The 23,176-nt window shown below is 42.8% G+C and carries 29 protein-coding genes and 1 other annotated feature; all 29 genes read right to left on the bottom strand.

Going from position 1 to position 23,176, the window contains the following annotated elements; translation table 11 throughout:
• Window positions 1-5 precede the first annotated feature (5 nt).
• Complete coding sequence (gene rplR, locus ACPF7I_RS00740) at window positions 6-368, bottom strand: 50S ribosomal protein L18 (protein ID WP_003397682.1); 363 nt, start codon at window positions 366-368, stop codon at window positions 6-8.
• A gap of 32 nt (window positions 369-400) precedes the next feature.
• A complete protein-coding gene (gene rplF, locus ACPF7I_RS00735; RefSeq protein WP_042894912.1) occupies window positions 401-940 on the bottom strand; it encodes a 50S ribosomal protein L6 in 540 nt (179 codons plus the stop codon).
• Window positions 941-969: 29 nt separating this feature from the next.
• Window positions 970-1,368: a 30S ribosomal protein S8 gene (gene rpsH / locus ACPF7I_RS00730; protein ID WP_042894915.1), complete on the bottom strand. Its 399-nt coding sequence runs from the start codon at window positions 1,366-1,368 to the stop codon at window positions 970-972.
• 33 nt (window positions 1,369-1,401) lie between these two features.
• Entirely contained in the window at window positions 1,402-1,587 is a 186-nt protein-coding gene (rpsN, locus tag ACPF7I_RS00725; protein ID WP_003397678.1) for a 30S ribosomal protein S14, read from the bottom strand.
• 34 nt (window positions 1,588-1,621) lie between these two features.
• Window positions 1,622-2,161 carry a 50S ribosomal protein L5 gene (gene rplE, locus ACPF7I_RS00720; protein WP_003397677.1) on the bottom strand — a complete coding sequence of 180 codons (540 nt, stop codon included), beginning with the start codon at window positions 2,159-2,161 and terminating at the stop codon, window positions 1,622-1,624.
• A 29-nt stretch (window positions 2,162-2,190) separates the two neighbouring features.
• The gene (gene rplX, locus ACPF7I_RS00715) at window positions 2,191-2,502 is read right to left on the bottom strand and encodes a 50S ribosomal protein L24 (protein ID WP_430745374.1); all 312 of its coding nucleotides are present in this window, start codon (window positions 2,500-2,502) and stop codon (window positions 2,191-2,193) included.
• Window positions 2,503-2,538: 36 nt separating this feature from the next.
• Window positions 2,539-2,907 (bottom strand): 50S ribosomal protein L14, encoded by a 369-nt coding sequence (rplN, locus tag ACPF7I_RS00710; RefSeq protein ID WP_003397675.1) that lies wholly within the window; start codon window positions 2,905-2,907, stop codon window positions 2,539-2,541.
• Between the two features lie 48 nt (window positions 2,908-2,955).
• Window positions 2,956-3,219: a 30S ribosomal protein S17 gene (rpsQ, locus tag ACPF7I_RS00705; RefSeq protein WP_003397674.1), complete on the bottom strand. Its 264-nt coding sequence runs from the start codon at window positions 3,217-3,219 to the stop codon at window positions 2,956-2,958.
• A 25-nt stretch (window positions 3,220-3,244) separates the two neighbouring features.
• Window positions 3,245-3,445, bottom strand: coding sequence for a 50S ribosomal protein L29 (gene rpmC, locus ACPF7I_RS00700; protein WP_003397671.1), 201 nt, complete (start codon window positions 3,443-3,445; stop codon window positions 3,245-3,247).
• Window positions 3,435-3,869, bottom strand: a complete 435-nt coding sequence (gene rplP, locus ACPF7I_RS00695; protein ID WP_003397670.1) for a 50S ribosomal protein L16 — start codon at window positions 3,867-3,869, stop codon at window positions 3,435-3,437. The genes rpmC and rplP overlap by 11 nt, the downstream gene beginning before the upstream one ends.
• A 2-nt stretch (window positions 3,870-3,871) precedes the next feature.
• Window positions 3,872-4,528 carry a 30S ribosomal protein S3 gene (gene rpsC / locus ACPF7I_RS00690; protein WP_003397666.1) on the bottom strand — a complete coding sequence of 219 codons (657 nt, stop codon included), beginning with the start codon at window positions 4,526-4,528 and terminating at the stop codon, window positions 3,872-3,874.
• 3 nt (window positions 4,529-4,531) lie between these two features.
• A complete protein-coding gene (gene rplV / locus ACPF7I_RS00685) occupies window positions 4,532-4,873 on the bottom strand; it encodes a 50S ribosomal protein L22 (RefSeq protein ID WP_003397665.1) in 342 nt (113 codons plus the stop codon).
• Between the two features lie 20 nt (window positions 4,874-4,893).
• Window positions 4,894-5,172 (bottom strand): 30S ribosomal protein S19, encoded by a 279-nt coding sequence (rpsS, locus tag ACPF7I_RS00680; protein WP_003397663.1) that lies wholly within the window; start codon window positions 5,170-5,172, stop codon window positions 4,894-4,896.
• A 57-nt stretch (window positions 5,173-5,229) separates the two neighbouring features.
• Complete coding sequence (gene rplB / locus ACPF7I_RS00675) at window positions 5,230-6,060, bottom strand: 50S ribosomal protein L2 (protein WP_003397662.1); 831 nt, start codon at window positions 6,058-6,060, stop codon at window positions 5,230-5,232.
• Between the two features lie 27 nt (window positions 6,061-6,087).
• The gene (rplW, locus tag ACPF7I_RS00670; RefSeq protein ID WP_003397660.1) at window positions 6,088-6,375 is read right to left on the bottom strand and encodes a 50S ribosomal protein L23; all 288 of its coding nucleotides are present in this window, start codon (window positions 6,373-6,375) and stop codon (window positions 6,088-6,090) included.
• On the bottom strand, window positions 6,375-6,998 hold the full coding sequence (gene rplD, locus ACPF7I_RS00665) for a 50S ribosomal protein L4 (protein ID WP_430745378.1): 624 nt from the start codon (window positions 6,996-6,998) through the stop codon (window positions 6,375-6,377). Before rplD ends, rplW begins: the two co-directional genes overlap by 1 nt.
• A gap of 27 nt (window positions 6,999-7,025) precedes the next feature.
• Entirely contained in the window at window positions 7,026-7,652 is a 627-nt protein-coding gene (gene rplC / locus ACPF7I_RS00660) for a 50S ribosomal protein L3 (protein WP_430745379.1), read from the bottom strand.
• Window positions 7,653-7,675: 23 nt separating this feature from the next.
• Window positions 7,676-7,984, bottom strand: coding sequence for a 30S ribosomal protein S10 (gene rpsJ, locus ACPF7I_RS00655; RefSeq protein ID WP_003397656.1), 309 nt, complete (start codon window positions 7,982-7,984; stop codon window positions 7,676-7,678).
• Window positions 7,985-8,259: 275 nt separating this feature from the next.
• Window positions 8,260-9,447: an elongation factor Tu gene (gene tuf / locus ACPF7I_RS00650; RefSeq protein ID WP_021095336.1), complete on the bottom strand. Its 1,188-nt coding sequence runs from the start codon at window positions 9,445-9,447 to the stop codon at window positions 8,260-8,262.
• 120 nt (window positions 9,448-9,567) lie between these two features.
• A complete protein-coding gene (gene fusA / locus ACPF7I_RS00645) occupies window positions 9,568-11,646 on the bottom strand; it encodes an elongation factor G (protein WP_003397654.1) in 2,079 nt (692 codons plus the stop codon).
• 134 nt (window positions 11,647-11,780) lie between these two features.
• Window positions 11,781-12,251 (bottom strand): 30S ribosomal protein S7, encoded by a 471-nt coding sequence (gene rpsG, locus ACPF7I_RS00640; protein WP_003397653.1) that lies wholly within the window; start codon window positions 12,249-12,251, stop codon window positions 11,781-11,783.
• A gap of 44 nt (window positions 12,252-12,295) precedes the next feature.
• Window positions 12,296-12,718 (bottom strand): 30S ribosomal protein S12, encoded by a 423-nt coding sequence (rpsL, locus tag ACPF7I_RS00635; protein ID WP_003397652.1) that lies wholly within the window; start codon window positions 12,716-12,718, stop codon window positions 12,296-12,298.
• 102 nt (window positions 12,719-12,820) lie between these two features.
• Window positions 12,821-13,069: a 50S ribosomal protein L7ae-like protein gene (locus ACPF7I_RS00630; protein WP_430745382.1), complete on the bottom strand. Its 249-nt coding sequence runs from the start codon at window positions 13,067-13,069 to the stop codon at window positions 12,821-12,823.
• A gap of 125 nt (window positions 13,070-13,194) precedes the next feature.
• Complete coding sequence (gene rpoC, locus ACPF7I_RS00625; RefSeq protein ID WP_430745384.1) at window positions 13,195-16,794, bottom strand: DNA-directed RNA polymerase subunit beta'; 3,600 nt, start codon at window positions 16,792-16,794, stop codon at window positions 13,195-13,197.
• A gap of 49 nt (window positions 16,795-16,843) precedes the next feature.
• Window positions 16,844-20,404, bottom strand: a complete 3,561-nt coding sequence (gene rpoB, locus ACPF7I_RS00620; protein ID WP_430745386.1) for a DNA-directed RNA polymerase subunit beta — start codon at window positions 20,402-20,404, stop codon at window positions 16,844-16,846.
• A gap of 207 nt (window positions 20,405-20,611) precedes the next feature.
• The gene (locus tag ACPF7I_RS00615; RefSeq protein ID WP_430745387.1) at window positions 20,612-21,211 is read right to left on the bottom strand and encodes a class I SAM-dependent methyltransferase; all 600 of its coding nucleotides are present in this window, start codon (window positions 21,209-21,211) and stop codon (window positions 20,612-20,614) included.
• Between the two features lie 87 nt (window positions 21,212-21,298).
• On the bottom strand, window positions 21,299-21,664 hold the full coding sequence (gene rplL / locus ACPF7I_RS00610) for a 50S ribosomal protein L7/L12 (protein WP_003397647.1): 366 nt from the start codon (window positions 21,662-21,664) through the stop codon (window positions 21,299-21,301).
• Window positions 21,665-21,709: 45 nt separating this feature from the next.
• Window positions 21,710-22,210: a 50S ribosomal protein L10 gene (gene rplJ, locus ACPF7I_RS00605; RefSeq protein WP_430745389.1), complete on the bottom strand. Its 501-nt coding sequence runs from the start codon at window positions 22,208-22,210 to the stop codon at window positions 21,710-21,712.
• Between the two features lie 42 nt (window positions 22,211-22,252).
• Window positions 22,253-22,398, bottom strand: a sequence feature (ribosomal protein L10 leader region).
• Window positions 22,399-22,449: 51 nt separating this feature from the next.
• Window positions 22,450-23,151, bottom strand: a complete 702-nt coding sequence (gene rplA / locus ACPF7I_RS00600) for a 50S ribosomal protein L1 (protein ID WP_009361482.1) — start codon at window positions 23,149-23,151, stop codon at window positions 22,450-22,452.
• Window positions 23,152-23,176 lie beyond the last annotated feature (25 nt).

Here is a 23,176-nt window from a genome sequence, read left to right as displayed (position 1 = left end):
CTTAATTAGAATTGTAATCCAGCTTCACGAGCAGCGTCTGCAAGTGCTTTAACACGTCCATGATATAAATATCCGCCACGGTCGAATACAACCGATGTAATTCCTTTTTCAAGTGCACGTTTAGCAATCAATTCGCCTACTTTTTGAGCTGCTTCCACATTGCCCGTTGATTCTAAATCAAAATCTTTATCTAATGTTGACGCGCTAACAAGCGTCACAGCTTTCATATCATCAATGATTTGTGCATAAATGTGTTTGTTTGAACGGAACACATTTAAGCGTGGACGTTCCGCAGTTCCTACGACTTTACGGCGAACACGAGCGTGTCTTTTTTTGCGAACTGCATTTTTATCAAGCTTAGTGATCATTCGTGTCACTCCTTTCATTTACCTAAGCAGCATTATTTCTTACCTGTTTTACCTTCTTTACGACGTACAACTTCACCTTCGTAACGAATACCTTTTCCTTTGTAAGGCTCTGGTGAACGAACGGCACGAATGTTTGCTGCTAATTCACCAACGCGTTGTTTGTCCGCACCTTTAACAATAATTTTTGTTTGTGAAGGAACTTCGATTTCAAGTCCTTCTTCAGGTTCGATTTCAACAGGATGGGAGTATCCTACGCTTAACACGAGCTTTTTCCCTTGTTTTGCCGCACGATAACCGACACCGACAAGCTCAAGACCGCGCTCATAACCTTTTGAAACACCTTCAACCATGTTTGCAAGTAAGCTACGAGTCGTTCCGTGAAGCGCACGATGATGTTTCTCATCACTTGGACGCTCAACTGTTAAAACGTTACCTTCTAATTTAATGACCATATCTGGATGGAACGTACGAGTAAGTTCACCTTTCGGACCTTTTACAGTAACTGTGTTACCGTTTAATGTAACTGTAACACCAGCTGGAATTTCCAATGGTTTTTTACCAACACGTGACATGTATTACACCTCCATTCGTTACAAAATAATTACCAAATGTATGCTAACACTTCGCCGCCAGTACGTTTTTGACGTGCTTCTTTGTCAGTTAAAATACCTTGAGATGTTGAAAGAATTGCAATTCCTAATCCGTTCAATACGCGTGGAACTTCGTCCGCTTTTGCATATACGCGCAAACCAGGTTTGCTAATGCGCTTAAGACCTGTAATTACACGTTCATTGTTTGGACCGTACTTTAAGAAAATACGAAGAATACCTTGTTTGTTATCTTCAATGTATTCGACATCACGAATGAAACCTTCACGCTTTAAAATTTCAGCGATCTCTCTTTTCATTTTTGAAGCAGGAACTTCAAGTTTCTCGTGACGCACCATGTTCGCATTACGAATGCGAGTAAGCATATCTGCAATTGGATCTGTCATCACCATTATGTTTTACCTCCTTCCCAACTCATGGGTTTATTACCAGCTTGCTTTTTTCACACCAGGAATTTGACCTTTATACGCTAATTCACGGAAACAAATACGGCAAAGTTTAAATTTGCGATATACAGAGTGTGGACGTCCACAACGCTCACAACGAGTGTACGCTTGCACTTTAAACTTTGGTGTGCGTTTTTGTTTCGCGATCATTGATTTTTTAGCCACGTTTTCGCCTCCCTCTTTTTACGAATGGGAATGATTATTTTTGGAATGGCATACCGAGCAATGCAAGTAATTCACGAGCTTCCTCGTCTGTTTTCGCAGTTGTAACGATTACGATGTCCATACCACGAACTTTGTTTACTTTATCATAATCAATTTCTGGGAAAATTAATTGCTCTTTTACACCTAACGTGTAGTTTCCGCGTCCGTCAAACGATTTTTTAGAAACGCCACGGAAGTCGCGCACGCGCGGTAAAGAAACGGAAACGAGCTTATCGAAAAACTCGTACATACGCTCACCGCGAAGAGTTACTTTCGCACCGATTGGCATTCCTTCACGAAGGCGGAACCCTGCGATTGATTTTTTCGCGCGTGTAACAACTGGTTTTTGACCAGAAATTAATGCGAGTTCTTCTACAGCGTTATCTAACGCTTTCGCATTTTGTACCGCATCACCAACACCCATGTTGATGACGATTTTTTCGATTTTTGGAACTTGCATCACAGATTTATAGTTAAACTTGCTCATAAGAGCAGGAACAACTTCTTTCAAATACTTTTCTTTAAGGCGGTTCATTTGAGTACCTCCCTTCCTCAATCACTTCATTATTTGTCTAAAATTTCACCAGAACGTTTCGCGTAGCGAACTTTTTTACCTTCAACTACTTTATATCCAACACGAGTTGGTAATCCTGTTTTTGGATCAAGAGGCATTACGTTTGATACGTGGATTGGCGCCTCCTGGCTGATGATGCCGCCTTGTGGATTTGCTTGAGAAGGTTTTACGTGTTTTTTCACGATGTTCACACCTTCAACAAGCACTCGGTTTTTCTTTGGAAACGCAGCGAGAATAACGCCTTGTTTGCCTTTATCTTTACCAGAGATCACTTGTACTTTATCACCTTTTTTTACATGCATCTGAATCGCACCTCCTTAAAAGGCTTTTCCTTTTCATTAAATCACTTCTGGAGCTAAAGAAACGATTTTCATAAAGTCTTTTTCACGTAATTCGCGGGCAACTGGTCCGAAAATACGTGTACCGCGTGGGCTCTTGTCATCACGAATGATTACGCAAGCATTTTCATCAAAGCGGATGTAAGAACCATCTGTACGGCGCACGCCACGTTTCGTACGAACGACAACCGCTTTAACAACTTGACCTTTTTTAACAACGCCACCTGGTGTTGCATCTTTAACAGTCGCTACAACGATGTCGCCCACATTCGCATAACGACGACCAGAACCACCTAGCACTTTAATGACAAGCACTTCACGTGCACCAGAGTTATCAGCAACTTTCATACGAGTTTCTTGTTGAATCATTGACGAAACCTCCTTTCGGATTTGTATCCATCATACCGAACATATTCATTAAACGATTACAGCTTTTTCAACCACTTCAACAAGACGGAAACGTTTTGTCGCAGAAAGAGGACGTGTTTCCATAATTTTTACGATGTCGCCCACTTTTGCTACGTTGTTTTCGTCATGCGCTTTATATTTCTTCGAATACTTTACGCGTTTGCCGTAAAGAGGATGCTTTTTATAAGTTTCTACAAGAACCGTGATTGTTTTATCCATTTTGTCAGAAACAACACGGCCAACGAGAACTTTACGATTGTTGCGTTCACTCATTGTGCGAACCTCCTCTCGATATCAATTATTTGTTAGCAGCGATCTCTCTTTCGCGAATAACAGTTTTCATACGCGCAATCGCTTTGCGTACTTCACGAATACGGGCTGTATTCTCTAATTGACCTGTTGCCAATTGGAAGCGAAGGTTGAATAACTCTTCTTTCAACGCTTTAATTTTTTGTTCAATCTCGGCAGTGGTAAGTTCACGAATTTCTTTAGCTTTCATTTGATTCACCACCAATTTCTTCACGTTTTACGAATTTACATTTGATTGGAAGTTTGTGAGAAGCAAGACGTAACGCTTCACGTGCTACTTCTTCAGAAACCCCAGCGATTTCAAACATGACTTTACCAGGTTTAACAACAGCTACCCAACCTTCTGGAGCACCTTTACCGGAACCCATGCGCACTTCAAGTGGTTTTGCTGTGTATGGCTTTGAAGGGAAAATTTTAATCCATACTTTACCGCCACGTCTCATGTAACGAGTCATCGCACGACGAGCAGCCTCGATTTGACGGTTTGTAATCCATGCTGGTTCTAACGCTTGTAAACCGTATTCACCAAAATGTACTTCCGTACCGCCTTTTGCGCGACCTTTCATACGACCGCGATGTTCACGACGATATTTTACGCGTTTTGGCATTAACATGATTAATTTCCTCCTTCCTCAGTTTTCTTTTTCGTAGGAAGGACTTCTCCACGATAAATCCATACTTTCACGCCGATTTTTCCGTATGTTGTGTCCGCTTCTGCCGTTGCGTAGTCAATGTCAGCGCGAAGAGTATGAAGTGGAACTGTTCCTTCACTGTAATGTTCTGAGCGAGCGATATCTGCTCCACCTAAACGACCAGATACCATCGTTTTAATTCCTTTTGCACCTGCGCGCATTGTGCGTTGGATCGCTTGTTTTTGCGCACGACGGAAAGATACGCGATTTTCAATTTGACGCGCGATGTTTTCTGCAACAAGTTTCGCTTCTAAATCTGGCTTTTTAATTTCAACGATGTTGATATGAACGCGTTTGCCAGTTAGTTCGTTCAACGCTTTGCGAAGCGCTTCAACTTCAGATCCACCTTTACCGATAACCATTCCTGGTTTCGCTGTGTGGATAGTGATGTTCACACGGTTTGCCGCACGCTCGATCTCAATACGAGAAACAGCTGCATCGCTTAAACGCTTTGTGAGGTATTCACGAATTTTAAGATCTTCGTGTAAAAGGTCCGCATAATCTTTTTCAGCGTACCATCTTGATTCCCAATCACGGATAATACCAATGCGAAGACCGATTGGATTCACCTTTTGACCCACTGATTATCCCTCCTTCTTTTCTGAAACAACGATCGTGATATGGCTTGTGCGTTTGTTAATTGCGCTCGCACGACCTTGTGCACGAGGACGGAAACGTTTCAATGTTGGTCCTTCGTTCACATAAGCTTCTGTAACAACAAGCTTGTTAACGTCCATGTCATAGTTATGTTCTGCATTTGCTACTGCAGATTTTAATACTTTCTCGATAATTGGAGAAGCAGCTTTTGGAGTATGACGAAGAATGGCAACTGCTTCACCTACTTGCTTTCCTCGAATTAAGTCAATGACTAAGCGAGCTTTACGAGGAGCAATTCGAACCGTTCTAGCAACAGCTTTAGCTTGCATAATGAAAGCCTCCTCTCATATTAACGTCTTGTTTTCTTATCATCAGCAGCATGGCCTTTATATGTGCGCGTTGGCGCAAATTCACCGAGCTTATGACCAACCATGTCCTCTGTGATGTAAACCGGAACGTGTTTACGACCATCGTAAACAGCGATCGTGTGACCGATGAATTGTGGAAAAATAGTTGAACGACGAGACCATGTTTTGATCACTTGTTTTTGTCCAGTTTCGTTCAATTTCTCAATTTTTTTCATTAAATGATCATCACAAAAAGGACCTTTTTTCAAGCTGCGACCCATAAGTGAACCTCCTTTCGTGATTGCTCTACGGTTCTTTTGAACCGTAGCTCAACCCCGTTATTTTTTACGACGACGTACAATAAATTTGTCGGATTTGTTTTTCTTTTTGCGTGTTTTGAATCCAAGTGTTGGTTTACCCCATGGAGTCATTGGAGACTTACGTCCGATCGGTGCTTTACCTTCACCACCACCATGTGGGTGATCAACAGGGTTCATAACAGAACCGCGAACTGTCGGACGAATACCTAACCAACGAGCGCGTCCAGCTTTACCGATGTTCACAAGCTCATGTTGTTCGTTACCAACTTGACCGACTGTCGCGCGGCAAGTTGCTAAAATCATGCGAACTTCACCTGAAGATAAACGAACAAGTACATATTTACCTTCTTTACCTAACACTTGCGCAGATGTACCTGCAGCACGCACTAATTGTCCACCTTTACCAGGTTTCAACTCAATGTTGTGGATTACTGTACCAACTGGAATGTTTGCTAAAGGTAATGCGTTACCTACTTTAATATCCGCATCTGGACCTGACATGATTTCCATGCCAACTTCTAAGTTTTTCGGAGCGATAATGTAACGCTTTTCACCATCTGCGTAATGAATTAACGCGATGTTCGCAGAACGGTTTGGATCGTATTCGATTGTAGCAACGCGTCCTGGAATGCCATCTTTATCGCGTTTGAAATCAATAATACGATATTGACGTTTATGACCGCCACCTTGGTGACGAACAGTCAGTTTACCTTGGTTGTTACGACCGCCTTTTTTCTTTAAAGGCGCAAGCAACGATTTTTCCGGCTTATCTGTTGTAAGCTCAGAGAAGTCTAAAACCGTCATACCACGACGACCGTTAGACGTTGGCTTATATTTTTTAATCGCCATGTCCGTTTCCCTCCTTCACTTTTAAACTTATACTTCAAATAGTTCGATCTCTTTGCTGTCTGGCGTTAATGTCACAATCGCTTTGCGGCGACGATTTGTTAATCCGCTATAACGACCAACGCGTTTGAACTTTCCTTTATAGTTCATAATGTTGACCTTCGCTACTTTTACGCCGAAGATCGCCTCGATTGCGTCTTTTACTTCTGTTTTGTTCGCTTTCACATCAACTTCGAACGTATATTTTTTCTCAGTCATCAACTCTGTTGAACGTTCAGTAATGACGGGGCGCTTAATAATATCGCGAGGATCTTTCATTATGCAAGCACCTCCTCTACTTTTTCCACAGCAGCTTTCGTAATGATAAGCTTGTCGTGGTTGAGTACATCAAGAACGTTAATGCCACTCGCTGTTACAACTGTCACTCCTGGGATGTTACGAGCTGAAAGGATCACGTTCTCGTTTGCATCAGCCGTTACAATTAACGCTTTGCGATCAACGGAAAGATTGTTTAAAATTTTAACCATTTCTTTTGTTTTTGGTGCTTCAAGCGCTAGGTTATCTAACACAACAATGTTGTTTTCAAGCACCTTTGAAGATAAAGCTGATTTAATGGCTAAGCGACGAACTTTTTTAGGAAGTTTGTAGCTGTAGCTGCGTGGAACTGGACCAAATACAATACCACCGCCACGCCATTGTGGAGAACGGATCGATCCTTGACGAGCGCGTCCAGTACCTTTTTGGCGCCATGGTTTACGGCCACCGCCGCTCACTTCTGCACGATTTTTTGTTTTATGAGTTCCTTGACGCAAGGAAGCACGTTGCATAATTACCGCTTCAAATAACACATGTTTGTTCGGTTCAACACCAAATACGGCATCGTTTAATTCAATTTCACCGATGTTTTCTCCGTTTTGGTTATACAATGCTACTTTTGGCATTGGGTAATTCCTCCTTTCTTAAAGAAATTATTTCGCTTTAACCGCGCTTTTAATAATGACAAGCCCTTTGTTCGGACCTGGTACGTTTCCTTTAATTAAGATTAAGTTGCGTTCTGGATCCACTTTTACAATTTTTAAGTTTTGTACTGTTACACGCTCGCCACCCATGCGGCCTGGAAGCTCTTTAGATTTAAATACACGGTTTGGAGCGATCGGACCCATTGAACCAGGACGACGATGATAGCGAGAACCGTGAGCCATCGGTCCACGAGATTGTCCATGACGTTTAATTACACCTTGGAAACCTTTACCTTTTGACGTACCTGTTACATCAACGATTTCACCTTCGTTGAAAATATCAACTTTTACCTCTTGACCTACTTCATATTCCGCAAGATTTACACCACGAATTTCACGAATGAAGCGCTTAGGTGTGGTGTTCGCCTTTGCAGCATGACCTTTTTGCGGCTTGTTCGCTAACTTTTCACGCAAGTCTTCAAAACCTAATTGAATCGCTTCGTAACCGTCGTTTTCGATCGTTTTCTTTTGAAGAACTACGTTTGGAGTGGCTTGAACAACTGTTACAGGAATAAGATCTCCGTTTTCAGCGAACACTTGAGTCATGCCGATTTTTCTTCCTAAGATTCCTTTCATCTTTCACACCTCCTATATCACAATTACAACTTGATTTCAATATCGACACCAGACGGTAAGTCTAAACGCATTAAAGAATCTACTGTTTGTGGCGTCGGGTTGACGATGTCAATTAAGCGTTTATGTGTGCGCATTTCGAATTGTTCACGAGAATCTTTGTATTTATGAACCGCACGTAAGATCGTGTACACCGTTTTCTCAGTTGGTAACGGGATCGGTCCAGATACACTTGCGCCTGAACGCTTTGCAGTTTCCACAATTTTCTCAGCAGATTGATCAAGAATTCGATGATCATACGCTTTTAAGCGAATACGAATTTTTTCTTTTGCCATTATTTTCCCTCCTTCTTCGCCTATTTTTAAAATAGACATTCTCCATGGAAATTTCCTTCACACTCGCCATGGCAAAGCGGCCGGGTGTGTCAGCAACCTTCCACTTCATCGCAGTCAAAGACCAACGTTTATTATTATATATAATTTTTATATCCAATGCAAGTTTTTTATTTGTTTTCTTTACAAACTGTCTTTCCCATTATACATATTTCGTCGTGTATTTTCAATGGCACAAAAATAAGTGGCCTAGCTTATTGCTAGACCACTTATATCGATTACTCGATGATTTCAGATACAGAACCTGCACCTACTGTACGTCCACCTTCGCGGATCGAGAATTTTGTACCTTCTTCGATCGCGATTGGCGCGATTAATTCTACTGTCATTTCGATGTTGTCGCCAGGCATAACCATCTCAACGCCTTCTGGAAGTTGGATGATACCTGTTACGTCCGTTGTACGGAAGTAGAATTGTGGACGGTAGTTAGAGAAGAATGGAGTATGGCGTCCACCTTCTTCTTTTGTTAATACGTAAACTTGCGCTTTAAATTTTGTGTGTGGAGTGATTGTTCCTGGCTTCGCTAATACTTGACCGCGTTGTACTTCGTCACGAGAAACACCGCGAAGAAGCGCACCGATGTTGTCACCAGCTTCAGCTTGGTCAAGAAGCTTACGGAACATTTCAACACCTGTAACAGTTGTTGCTTTTGGCTCTTCAGAAAGACCGATGATTTCTACTTGGTCACCAACTTTTAAGATACCGCGCTCAACGCGACCTGTAGCAACTGTACCACGACCAGTGATTGAGAATACGTCCTCAACTGGCATCATGAATGGTTTGTCGATTTCGCGTTGTGGAGTTGGGATGTACTCATCAACAGCGTTCATAAGCTCGATGATTTTTTCTTCCCAAGCAGGATCTCCTTCAAGAGCTTTTAACGCAGAACCTTTGATTACAGGAACTTCGTCTCCAGGGAAGTCGTATTCAGATAATAGATCGCGAACTTCCATTTCAACAAGCTCTAAAAGCTCTTCGTCGTCTACCATGTCGCATTTGTTTAAGAATACAACGATGTAAGGTACGCCTACTTGGCGAGAAAGAAGAATGTGCTCACGAGTTTGTGGCATTGGACCGTCAGCAGCAGATACAACTAGGATCGCGCCGTCCATTTGCGCAGCACCTGTGATCATGTTTTTCACGTAGTCAGCGTGACCTGGGCAGTCAACGTGTGCATAGTGACGGTTGTCAGTTTCATACTCAACGTGTGCAGTTGAGATTGTAATTCCGCGCTCGCGCTCTTCTGGAGCAGCGTCGATTTGATCATACGCGCGCGCTTCTGCTTTACCTTGTTTCGCAAGAACTGTTGTGATTGCAGCTGTTAAAGTTGTTTTACCATGGTCAACGTGGCCGATTGTACCAATGTTGACGTGTGGCTTCGTACGTTCGAATTTTGCTTTAGCCATTATAATATCCTCCTTAATGTTTTTTATTAAGTATAGAATGCTTGGAAGCGAAAGTGCACAGGCACGTCCACTTCCAAGTCTTACATAAGTATTTATACTTGAACAATGCTAGAAAATCAATTATTCACCTTTATTTTTTTTGATGATTTCCTCAGCAATGCTCTTCGGAACTTCTTCATAATGGTCAAATACCATCGTGAACGTTCCGCGACCTTGTGTATTTGAACGCAATGAAGTTGCGTATCCAAACATTTCAGAAAGTGGAACCATCGCGCGCACAACTTGTGCATTACCGCGAGCTTCCATACCTTCGACGCGACCACGACGAGAAGTAATGTCACCCATAATGTCACCTAAATATTCTTCAGGAACGATGACTTCTACTTTCATGATTGGCTCAAGTAATACAGGATCACATTTTGACGCTGCGTTTTTCAATGCCATAGAAGCAGCGATCTTGAACGCCATTTCACTTGAGTCAACATCGTGGTAAGAACCGTCGAACAATTTCGCTTTAATGTCGACAACTGGATATCCTGCAAGAACACCATTTTGCATTGCATCTTCAAGACCTGCTTGGATGGCAGGAATGTATTCTCTCGGAACAACTCCACCAACGATCGCGTTTTCGAATTCGAAGCCTTTTCCTTCTTCGTTTGGCGAGAACTCGATCCAAACGTGACCGTACTGACCGCGACCACCAGACTGACGCACAAATTTCCCTTCAACTTGTGCCGACTTACGGAATGTTTCGCGGTACGCAACTTGTGGAGCACCAACGTTTGCTTCTACCTTGAACTCACGGCGCATACGGTCAACGATGATATCAAGGTGAAGCTCACCCATACCCGCGATGATTGTTTGACCTGTTTCTTGATCTGTCCAAGCGCGGAATGTAGGGTCTTCTTCTTGAAGCTTTTGTAACGCTGTGCTCATCTTATCTTGGTCAGCCTTTGACTTCGGTTCGATCGCAATTTGAATAACTGGCTCTGGGAATTGCATAGACTCCAAAATTACTGGGTCTTTTTCATCACACAGCGTATCACCAGTTGTTGTATCTTTTAAACCTACAGCTGCCGCAATGTCACCTGCGTACACTTGCGCAATTTCTTCGCGGTGATTTGCGTGCATTTGTAGAATACGACCGATACGTTCACGCTTACGTTTTGTTGAGTTCAACACGTATGAACCGGAGTTTAATGTTCCAGAGTATACGCGGAAGAACGTCAACTTACCAACGTAAGGGTCTGTCATAATTTTGAACGCTAACGCTGCAAATGGAGCGTCATCACGCGCTTCACGAACTGTTTCCTCTTCTGTATCAGGAACAGTTCCTTTGATCGCAGGAATATCAACTGGAGACGGTAAGTAGTCAACTACGCCGTCAAGCATCAATTGAACACCTTTGTTTTTGAATGCAGAACCGCAAAATACAGGGAAGAACTGAACTGAAACTGTCGCTTTACGAATTGCAGCTTTCAATTCTTCTTTTGTAATCTCTTCCCCTTCTAAATATTTCATCATTAATTCTTCGTCAAGCTCTGCAACCGCTTCGATTAATTTACCGCGATATTCTTCTGCCATATCACGATAGTCTTCAGGAATCTCGATGCGCTCGATATTTTTACCTAATTCATCGTGATAATGGTATGCGCACATTTCAACGAGGTCGATAATACCTGTGAACTGATCTTCTGCACCGATCGGCAGTTGAACAGGGTGCGCATTCGCTTGCAAGCGCTCATGAAGCGTTTTTACAGAGTATAAGAAGTCTGCGCCAATCTTGTCCATTTTGTTAACGAAAACGATACGTGGAACACCGTATGTAGTCGCTTGGCGCCATACTGTCTCTGTTTGTGGCTCTACGCCTGATTGTGCGTCTAGTACAGCTACTGCACCGTCCAATACACGCAATGAACGCTCAACTTCTACTGTGAAGTCGACGTGTCCAGGTGTATCGATGATGTTAATACGATGGCCTTTCCATTGAGCTGTTGTTGCCGCGGACGTAATTGTAATTCCGCGTTCTTGTTCTTGCTCCATCCAGTCCATCGTCGCTGCGCCCTCATGAACTTCCCCGATTTTATGAACGCGTCCTGTGTAGAAAAGGATACGCTCTGTCGTTGTTGTTTTACCGGCGTCGATGTGAGCCATGATTCCAATATTGCGAGTGTTTTCTAAGGAGAACTGTCTTGCCATATGGATTTTTTCTCCTTCCTTAAATGAAGTATCGTAATTTAATTTGCGTATAGAAATATAGGCGAATGAGCGATGGGCATGCTTTTTTAGTTTCAACCGCATCGCTCTCACCTATTCTTAATTTAACAGAAAAATTACCAACGATAGTGAGCAAACGCTTTGTTTGCTTCTGCCATTTTGTGCGTATCTTCGCGTTTCTTCACAGCTGCACCTGTGTTGTTCGCAGCATCCATAATTTCGTTTGCTAAACGCTCTTCCATTGTTTTTTCCCCACGAAGACGAGCGTAGTTAACAAGCCAGCGAAGACCTAATGTTGTGCGGCGTTCTGGACGCACCTCAACAGGAACTTGATAGTTTGCACCACCTACACGGCGTGCGCGAACTTCAAGAACTGGCATAACGTTTTTCAACGCTTGCTCAAACACTTCCATCGGATCTTTACCTGTGCGCTCACGAATGATATCGAACGCTGTGTAAAGAATTTTTTGCGCTTTACCTCTTTTACCGTCAATCATAATTTTATTGATTAAACGTGTAACTAACTTTGAATTGTAAATTGGATCTGGTAACACATCTCGTTTAGGAACCGGACCTTTACGTGGCATAGTTTTTCCTCCTTTCAGTAAAAATCAGCGAGAAATGATTCATGTTATTTCTTAGCTGCTTTTGGCTTTTTCGCACCGTATTTTGAACGACCTTGCATACGGTTCGCTACACCTGCTGTATCTAACGCACCACGAACGATGTGGTAACGTACCCCTGGCAAGTCTTTTACACGTCCACCGCGAATTAATACAACGCTGTGTTCTTGTAAGTTATGACCGATACCTGGGATGTAAGCAGTTACCTCGATACCGTTAGATAAACGTACACGGGCATATTTACGAAGCGCGGAGTTTGGCTTCTTCGGTGTCATTGTACCTACACGTGTACATACTCCACGTTTTTGCGGAGAGTAAACAGTTGTTTGAACTTTTTTGAAGCTGTTATACCCTTTATTTAACGCAGGCGATTTAGATTTCACTACCTTTTTTGTACGACCTTTGCGTACAAGCTGGTTGATTGTAGGCATGGTAAATTTCCTCCCTTCACAATTAAATTCAAGCCCACACATCCAGGTGGCTCATTTTTATGCAAAAACAAAGTTTTTGTAGTAAACCCACAAAAACAGTTTTTAACGAATAATCGCAACAGCCGCTGCCCCTACATCGATTTTGCATGCCTTTCCAAGCTTTTTCATCGAGTCGACTTTACATACAGGCACATGAGCTTCATTTGCCGCTTCCACGACTTTTCGGACAATCGTTTCATCCGCATCTTCAGCGATCACAACTTCACGTACCTTTCCATCTTTCAGAGCTCGCACTGTTTGTTTTGTTCCTACAATAATTTGCTTAGCCTGTGCGACTTTTTCATAAGACATGTAACATATCCTCCAAAGTGACAGGTTTTCGGAACACCTTTATTATGCTACCACTTTCTAAGAGCTCTGTCAACTATATTTTTTCAACCTATTGCTAGCGAATAATGCTAGCAATAGGTCGACCGTTATTTTGTTGTTACAACATCTTCATCTTTTGTTGTTTTAATAACCGGTTTTACTTTGCGATAGCGTGCCATTCCCGTTCCTGCTGGAACAAGTTTACCAATAATGACATTCTCTTTTAATCCAAGCAACTCGTCGCGCTTTCCTTTGATCGCTGCATCTGTTAAGACGCGTGTCGTTTCTTGGAATGATGCCGCAGACAAGAACGAGTCTGTTTCAAGCGACGCTTTTGTAATTCCGAGTAATACTGGGCGAGCTGTTGCTGGACGTTTCCCTTCCATCAACACTTTCGCATTTGCATCCGTAAATTGATGGATGTCAAGTAGCGTACCTGGCAACAAGTCCGTATCCCCTGCGTCAATGACGCGAACTTTACGAAGCATCTGGCGAACCATGACTTCAATATGTTTATCGCTAATTTCTACCCCTTGCATGCGGTATACTTTTTGCACTTCACGCAATAAGTACTCTTGAACAGCATTCATATCTTTGACTCTCAATAGTTCTTTCGGGTCAATTGAACCTTCTGTTAGTTCTTGACCGCGTTCAACCTTCTGTCCTTCTTGTACTTTGAGGCGTGCGCTATAAGGGGCTGTATACGTACGCGTCTCGACTTCACCTTGAATGACGAGCTCACGTTGACGATCGCGCGTCTCATTAATAGCCACAACAACGCCATCAATTTCTGAAATGACCGCTTGCCCTTTCGGATTACGTGCCTCAAACAATTCTTGTACGCGCGGTAAACCTTGTGTAATATCGTCTCCTGCTACCCCACCTGTATGGAACGTACGCATTGTCAGCTGTGTACCCGGCTCACCGATCGATTGTGCCGCGATAATACCAACCGCTTCACCAACTTCCACTTCCGCACCAGTTGCCAAGTTTCGTCCGTAACATTTTTTACATACACCATGACGTGTGTTACATGTAAATGCCGAACGAATCCACACTTCTTCAATGCCAGCTTTTACAATAGCATTTGCGATATCTTCTGTAATCATTTCGTTTTCATGCACAAGCACTTCGCCTGTTTCCGGATGTTTCACCGTCTTGCGTGCGTAACGTCCAACGAGACGCTCTTCAAGCTTTACAATCACTTCTGTGCCGTCTTTTAACGCACGAATTAACGTACCACGGTCTGTACCGCAATCGTCTTCACGAATGATGACGTCTTGTGCAACGTCAACGAGACGACGTGTTAAATAACCGGAGTCAGCTGTTTTTAACGCTGTATCAGCAAGACCTTTACGCGCTCCGTGAGTCGAAATAAAGTACTCAAGTACCGTTAATCCTTCACGGAACGAAGATTTAATCGGAAGTTCGATAATGCGTCCTGCTGGGTTCGCCATTAATCCGCGCATACCTGCAAGCTGCGTAAAGTTCGATGCGTTACCGCGGGCTCCCGAGTCACTCATCATGAAAATTGGATTTCGCTTATCAAGCGACTCCATTAAGCGCCCTTGAATTTTATCTTTTGCCGCACTCCAAATCGAAATGACACGTTCATAACGCTCTTCATCCGTAATTAAACCGCGTCTAAATTGTTTTAATACCGTATCAACTTTCGCTTGCGCTTCTTCTAAAATTTCCTGTTTTTCTGGCAAGACAACAATGTCAGCTACACCGATTGTGATACCTGCTTTTGTTGAGTATTTAAAGCCAAGATCTTTCATACGGTCAAGCATTTTAGACGTTTCTGTAATTTTGAAACGTTTAAATACTTCCGCAATGATGTTACCAAGAATTTTCTTCTTAAACGGAGGAACGAGTTCGCGTTTGCGAATTTCTTCTTTTACGTTCACACCTTTATCAAGGAAATATTTATCTGGTGTTCGTTCCTCAATGTTTTCTTGCGTCGGTTCATTAATATACGGGAATGACTTCGGCAAAATTTCATTGAAGATTAACTTCCCGACAGTCGTTACAAGCAACTTATTATTTTGCTCTTCTGTAAACGTTTCGTTCTTCAGCGAACCTGCATGAACCGCGATGCGTGTATGCAAATGAACATAACCGTTATGATATGCTAGCAACGCTTCGTCTGTATCTTTGAACACCATTCCTTCGCCGACTGCCCCTTCACGCTCCATCGTTAAGTAGTAGTTTCCTAAAACCATGTCTTGTGAAGGAGTAACAACTGGCTTTCCGTCTTTCGGGTTTAAAATATTTTGCGCCGCAAGCATAAGTAGACGTGCCTCAGCTTGTGCCTCCGCCGAAAGCGGTACGTGTACGGCCATCTGGTCGCCGTCAAAGTCTGCGTTATAGGCAGTACATACAAGTGGATGCAAGCGGATTGCACGACCTTCTACAAGCGTCGGCTCAAACGCTTGAATTCCAAGACGGTGAAGCGTTGGTGCACGGTTTAATAGCACAGGGTGTTCTTTAATGACAGACTCTAGAACATCCCAAACTTCTGGATGAACGCGCTCAATTTTCCGCTTCGCACTTTTAATGTTGTGCGCTAAGCCGCGTTCCACTAATTCTTTCATAACAAACGGCTTAAACAATTCAAGCGCCATTTCTTTTGGCAAGCCGCATTGATACATTTTTAAGTTCGGGCCGACAACGATTACCGAACGCCCAGAATAGTCAACGCGCTTACCGAGCAAGTTTTGACGGAAACGACCTTGCTTTCCTTTTAACATATGAGAAAGCGATTTAAGCGGACGGTTTCCTGGTCCTGTGACCGGGCGGCCACGACGACCGTTATCAATTAGCGCATCAACCGCTTCTTGAAGCATTCGCTTTTCGTTTTGAACAATAATGTTCGGCGCTCCAAGGTCTAATAGACGTTTTAAACGGTTGTTTCGGTTAATGACTCGACGATATAAGTCGTTTAAGTCAGATGTCGCAAAACGTCCGCCATCTAACTGTACCATCGGGCGTAGCTCCGGCGGGATGACCGGAAGCACATCTAATACCATCCACGACGGGTCGTTGCCAGAGTTACGAAAAGCTTCTAGCACTTCAAGACGTTTAATCGTGCGAGCACGACGCTGCCCTTGCGCTGTCTTTAATTCTTCCTTTAACGTTTCTACTTCTTTTTCAAGATCAATGTCTTGCAGAAGCTTTTTAATCGCCTCTGCACCCATTGAAGCTTGGAATGAATTTCCGTACTTCTCGCGATATGCACGATACTCTTTTTCAGAAAGCAATTGTTTCTTTTCTAATGGCGTATCGCCTGGATCCGTCACGACGTAAGATGCAAAGTAAATGACTTCTTCTAGCGCACGAGGGGACATGTCTAAGACAAGTCCCATGCGGCTAGGAATTCCTTTAAAGTACCAAATATGTGAAACAGGGGCTGCTAGTTCAATATGACCCATGCGCTCACGACGAACTTTTGCACGTGTGACTTCAACACCGCATCGGTCACAAACGACACCTTTATAACGAACGCGCTTATACTTTCCACAATGACATTCCCAGTCTTTTGTCGGACCAAAAATGCGTTCGCAAAACAGACCATCTTTTTCTGGTTTTAATGTTCGATAGTTAATCGTTTCTGGTTTTTTAACTTCACCATACGACCAAGAACGAATTTTCTCGGGTGAAGCGAGTCCGATCTTCATATATTCAAACTTATTTACATCTAACAAGGGGCCTACCTCCCTTTTAATATCCAGGTTTTACCCTTATGTCCAAACGCTATTCTTTTACAACAACGCCTTCATCTTCTTTGGCTGACTCATCTGTAGGTGGGATGATGTCAACTGGTTGAACGTCATCATCTTCCCCGAAGTTTTCCATGCTAATTTCTTTTTCATGGCTTGATAACACTGTTACGTCCATACCTAAGCTTTGCAGCTCTTTAATTAATACTTTGAAAGATTCAGGAACGCCTGGTTCTGGAACGTTTTCGCCTTTCACGATCGCTTCGTACGTTTTGACACGACCAACCACGTCGTCTGATTTGACAGTTAAAATTTCTTGCAACGTGTAAGCAGCACCGTATGCTTCAAGCGCCCATACTTCCATCTCACCGAAACGCTGACCACCAAATTGCGCTTTTCCGCCGAGCGGTTGTTGCGTAACAAGTGAATATGGACCTGTCGAGCGAGCATGTAACTTATCGTCAACCATGTGCGCGAGCTTAATCATATACATGATGCCGACAGAAACACGATTATCAAACGGTTCTCCTGTGCGTCCATCATATAAAACTGTTTTCGCATCGCGCGCCATTCCTGCCTCTTCTAACGTTGCCCATACATCTTCTTCACGAGCACCGTCAAATACAGGTGAAGCGACATGAAGACCTAGCTTTCTCGCCGCCATTCCGAGATGCAACTCGAGCACTTGCCCAATATTCATACGCGAAGGTACGCCTAGCGGGTTTAACATGATATCAACTGGTGTACCATCTGGTAAAAACGGCATGTCTTCTTCAGGTAAAATGCGCGAAATAACACCTTTATTTCCGTGGCGACCCGCCATTTTGTCACCTTCAGAAATTTTCCGTTTTTGTACAATATACACACGAACAAGCTGGTTCACACCTGGCGGCAACTCATCGCCGTCTTCGCGAGTAAACACTTTGACATCAAGAACAATTCCGCCTCCACCGTGCGGTACGCGTAAAGACGTATCTCGAACTTCACGCGCCTTCTCACCGAAAATCGCATGAAGTAATCGTTCTTCAGCTGTTAGTTCCGTAACCCCTTTTGGTGTTACTTTTCCAACGAGCAAGTCGCCATCTTTTACTTCCGCACCGATGCGTACAATCCCGCGCTCATCTAGATTGCGGAGCGCATCTTCACCGACGTTTGGAATATCGCGCGTAATTTCCTCTGGACCGAGCTTCGTATCGCGCGCTTCAGATTCGTATTCCTCGATATGAATGGACGTATATACATCATCTTTAACAAGACGCTCGCTCATAATAATCGCGTCTTCGTAGTTGTACCCGTCCCATGTCATAAACGCAACAAGCACGTTGCGTCCAAGCGCTAATTCACCTTTTTCCATCGATGGACCGTCCGCTAAAATTTCACCCTTCTCAACGATATCTCCTGCTTTAACGATCGGGCGTTGATTGTAGCACGTTCCTTGGTTTGAACGAACAAACTTCAACAGACGATATTTATCTAGGTCACCTTTGACTTCTTTTCCATCGACTTCGATTAAACGGCGTACCCAAATTTCTTTCGCCTCGACTCGCTCAACAATTCCGCGATGCTTACAAATAACTGCCGCTCCGGAATCTTTCGCTGCGACATATTCCATTCCTGTACCGACGATTGGTGCCTCTGGCTGCATAAGCGGAACAGCTTGACGTTGCATGTTCGCACCCATAAGCGCACGGTTCGAGTCATCGTTTTCTAAGAACGGAATGCACGCTGTCGCCACCGACACAACTTGTTTTGGAGAAACGTCTACATAGTCGACACGATCTCGCTTAACAACGATGTTTTCACCACGGAAGCGAGCAACAACGTTTTCTTCTAAAAATGTTCCATCTTCCGCAATCGGAACGTTCGCTTGGGCAACGACATAATTATCTTCCTCGTCTGCCGTTAAATAGTCAATTTGATTTGTTACTTTTCCTGTTTCAGGATCGACTCGACGATAAGGAGTTTCAATAAAACCAAACTTATTGACTTTTGCATATGTGGAAAGCGAGTTAATTAATCCGATGTTCGGACCTTCTGGCGTTTCAATTGGACACATGCGCCCGTAGTGCGAATAGTGAACGTCACGCACTTCAAAACCAGCGCGTTCACGCGTTAAACCACCTGGACCAAGGGCAGAAAGACGACGTTTATGTGTCAATTCTGCAAGTGGGTTTGTTTGATCCATGAATTGCGATAACTGCGAACTTCCAAAAAATTCCTTAATAGCCGCAATTACCGGACGAATATTAATGAGTTGCTGTGGTGTAATTGTGTTTGTATCTTGAATGGACATCCGTTCACGAACGACGCGCTCCATGCGCGAAAGTCCGATTCGGAATTGATTTTGCAGCAACTCGCCAACAGAACGAAGTCGACGATTTCCTAAATGGTCGATATCGTCTGTATCACCGACTCCATGCAATAAGTTAAAGAAGTAGCTAATAGATGCAATAATATCTGCAGGTGTAATATGTTTTACCGTTTCTGGAATATATCCGTTACTAATGACCGTGATGACTTTTTCGCCATCTGGATCGTTTGGAGCATAAATTTTGATTGCTTGCAAAGCGAATTCATCTTCGACAACGCCCCCAAGAGGTTGGTATTTACGCATACCAATCCCTTTTTCAAGCTCAGGTAAAATGCGGTCGAGCGTTCTTCGATCAAGAACCGTTCCTTTCTCAGCAATCACTTCACCGGTTTCCGGATGAACGAGCGTTTCCGCTAAACGTTGACCAAATAAACGGTTTTTAATATGAAGCTTTTTGTTAATTTTATAACGACCAACACTTGCTAAATCATACCGCTTTGGATCAAAGAAACGCGAGATGAGCAAGCTTTTTGCGTTTTCAACGGTAGGCGGCTCCCCTGGACGTAACCGTTCATAAATTTCAAGCAACGCTTTTTCTGTACTTTCTGTATTGTCTTTTTCTAACGTATTACGAATATACTCATTATCACCAAGTAAATCGACAATCTCTTGATCCGAGCCAAAGCCTAACGCTCGTAATAATACGGTTACAGGCAACTTACGCGTACGATCAATGCGAACGTAAACAACGTCTTTTGCATCTGTTTCGTATTCAAGCCATGCACCGCGGTTCGGAATAACAGTAGCTGTAAAGCCACGTTTTCCGTTTTTATCTACTTTTCCGCTGTAATATACGCTCGGTGAACGAACAAGCTGAGAAACGATAACACGTTCAGCACCATTAATGATGAACGTGCCCGTTTCCGTCATTAATGGGAAGTCTCCCATAAATACATCTTGTTCTTTTACTTCACCTGTTTCTTTATTGATTAAGCGTACTTTCACCCGAAGCGGTGCTGCGTATGTAACATCGCGTTCTTTTGACTCTTCTACAGAGTACTTCGGCTCTCCTAAGCTGTAATCAATAAATTCTAGTGACAAATTTCCTGTAAAATCTTCGATCGGTGAAATGTCTTGAAACATTTCACGCAATCCTTCGTCGAGAAACCACTGGTAAGAAGAAGTTTGAATTTCGATTAAGTTCGGTAACTCCAACACTTCACTAATGCGCGCATAACTTCTTCGTTGGCGGTGTCGTCCGTATTGAACTAGTTGACCTGTCAACTGATTCACCCCTCAAATCAAACATTAGTAACTTGTCATCAGACAAAAAAGAAATGGTTTCTTATAAGAAAACCACATGTTTGACCTATTATATATTTTATAAGTTTTTCCTTTAAAACTAAAATTATACATACATACACAGCATACGTAAACTAAAAAAAATACACATTTAGCATTTTATAATGGTACCATACACAAAATTAAGCGTCAAGCTTTTTGTGCTCGAATAATAAAGTAACCTTTTTTCTTTTCCACTACATCAACTTCATCAAAAATCGTTTTTAACTTTTCTAATGCAGATGGAGCCCCTTGCTTCTTTTGAATGACAACCCATAACTGCCCACCAGAAAGCAAGTGGTTTGCACTTTGTTCAAAAATCGAATGAACGACTGCTTTTCCAGCACGAATCGGTGGATTTGTCACAATTGCAGCAAACGCTCCTTCTACTCGCTGAAATAAATCACTTATGTAAATTCGTGCATTTTCAATATCGTTTTGCTGCTTGTTTTTCTTCGCTAGTTCGATTGCTCGCTCATTTACATCAATCATATGCACTATTCGATGCGGAAAATCTTTTGCTAACGCTAAACCGATCGGTCCATATCCACAACCTACATCGAGAATATTTCCTGGCACATCTGGTTCAATAAATGTTTCAATTAGCAATCGTGAACCGAAGTCCACTTCTTTTTTTGAAAATACACCTTGATCGACCGTAAACGAAAACTGATGACCTCGCAACATATACGTCCATTGAAACGGTTTGCTCTCTACATTTGGTCGCTCCGCATAGTAATGATCAACCATCACACTCACCTCTCTTTCCTTCATTGTAAACGAACACACATAAAAACACAAAGAAGCTCGCTACTACGAGCGAGCCTCTTTACATCATTACTTAATTTCAACTTTCGCGCCAGCTTCTTCAAGTTTCGCTTTAATTTCTTCAGCTTCTTCTTTAGAAACGCCTTCTTTAACTGGCTTTGGAGTGTTGTCTACTAAGTCTTTTGCTTCTTTTAAGCCAAGACCAGTAAGCTCACGCACAACTTTGATAACTTTGATTTTTTGTGCGCCGCCATCTGCAAGGATAACGTCGAATTCAGTTTTTTCTTCAGCAGCAGCACCAGCAGCAGCACCGCCAGCAACTACTACAGGAGCAGCAGCAGTTACACCAAACTCTTCTTCAATTGCTTTTACTAAGTCGTTTAATTCTAAAACAGTCATATTTTTAACCGCTTCAATGATTTGTTCTTTAGTCATGATCGATCTTCCTCCTTAATGTTTTAATTTTAGGCGATTTGTAAATTAAGCACCTTGTTCTTCTTTTTTCTCAGCAACTGCTTTTGTAACAAGAGCAAAGTTGCGGATTGGTGCTTGAAGAACGCTAAGCAACATAGAGAGCAAGCCTTCGCGAGACGGAAGCTCTGCAAGTGCCTTAACTTCTTCAAATGTTGCTACGCTACCTTCGATGATGCCTGCTTTAATTTTTAACGCATCGTTCTTTTTCGCGAATTCGTTTAAAATTTTCGCAGGAGCAACGACATCATCATTGCTGAATGCGATCGCATTCGGACCTGTTAACGTTTCATCTAAACCTTCTAAACCTAACTCAGCAACAGCACGGCGAGTTAATGTGTTTTTGTACACTTTGAACTCAATCCCTGCTTCGCGAAGTTGCTTACGAAGTTCTGTAACTTGCGCGACATTTAAGCCACGGTAGTCAACGATGATCGTTGATTTGCTTGCACGAAGCTTTTCAGCAATCTCCGCTACTAACTGCTGCTTTTGTTCAAGTACGCTGCTCATGTCAACACCTCCTGTAGAAGTTGAGTTTCAACACCACTTATACCGTCCAACAAAAAACCTCCATGTCAACGTAGACATGGAGGCCCCTGAAAGTGCACGTATGCACTTATTTATCAGTTTCAACACCTCGGTAGGAAATTAAGCCCGCTTGAGGCACCTACTGTCTACGGTACAAATGATATTCGCTTTTCAAACAATGAATATTGTACTAAAGCGCTTCTAAAAAGTCAAGATCTATATTAGCGCGCAACAGCAACAGTAGAAGGATCCACTTTCACACCAGGACCCATTGTCGAAGCAACTGTTACGTTTTTCACGTACGTGCCCTTCGCCGCTGCTGGCTTCACTTTCAAGATTGTTTCGTAAATTGTTGTAAAGTTTTCTACTAATTTTTCTGTATCAAATGATACTTTACCGATTGGTACATGGATGTTTCCAGCTTTGTCAACGCGATATTCCACTTTACCAGCTTTAATTTCGTTGACTGCTTTCGCCACATCAAATGTAACTGTTCCTGTTTTAGGGTTTGGCATTAATCCTTTTGGTCCTAAAATACGACCGATTTTACCGACTTCACCCATCATATCAGGAGTCGCGACGATGACATCAAACTCAAACCAACCTTGTTGAATTTTGTTGATGTAATCTGTATCGCCAACATAGTCCGCGCCAGCCGCTTCAGCTTCTTTCGCTTTTTCACCTTTCGCAAGCACTAGCACGCGGCGAACTTTACCTGTGCCGTGCGGCAATACAACTGCACCACGGATTTGTTGATCTGCTTTCTTCGGATCAACTCCTAAACGGAAAGCAACTTCTACTGTTGCGTCAAATTTCGCAACATTCGTCTTCTTCACTAATTCGATTGCTTCTTGCACATTATATGCTTTTGAGCGATCAATTAATTTCGCTGCCTCTAAGTAGCGTTTTCCTCTTTTTGGCATGTTTCATTTCCTCCTTTTGTGGTTT

Source organism: Anoxybacillus dikiliensis, from assembly GCF_050613275.1.
Classification (GTDB): Bacteria; Bacillota; Bacilli; order Bacillales; family Anoxybacillaceae; genus Anoxybacillus.
Note: the sequence above shows the minus strand (reverse complement) of the source record. Positions and strands in the feature narration are given on the sequence as shown.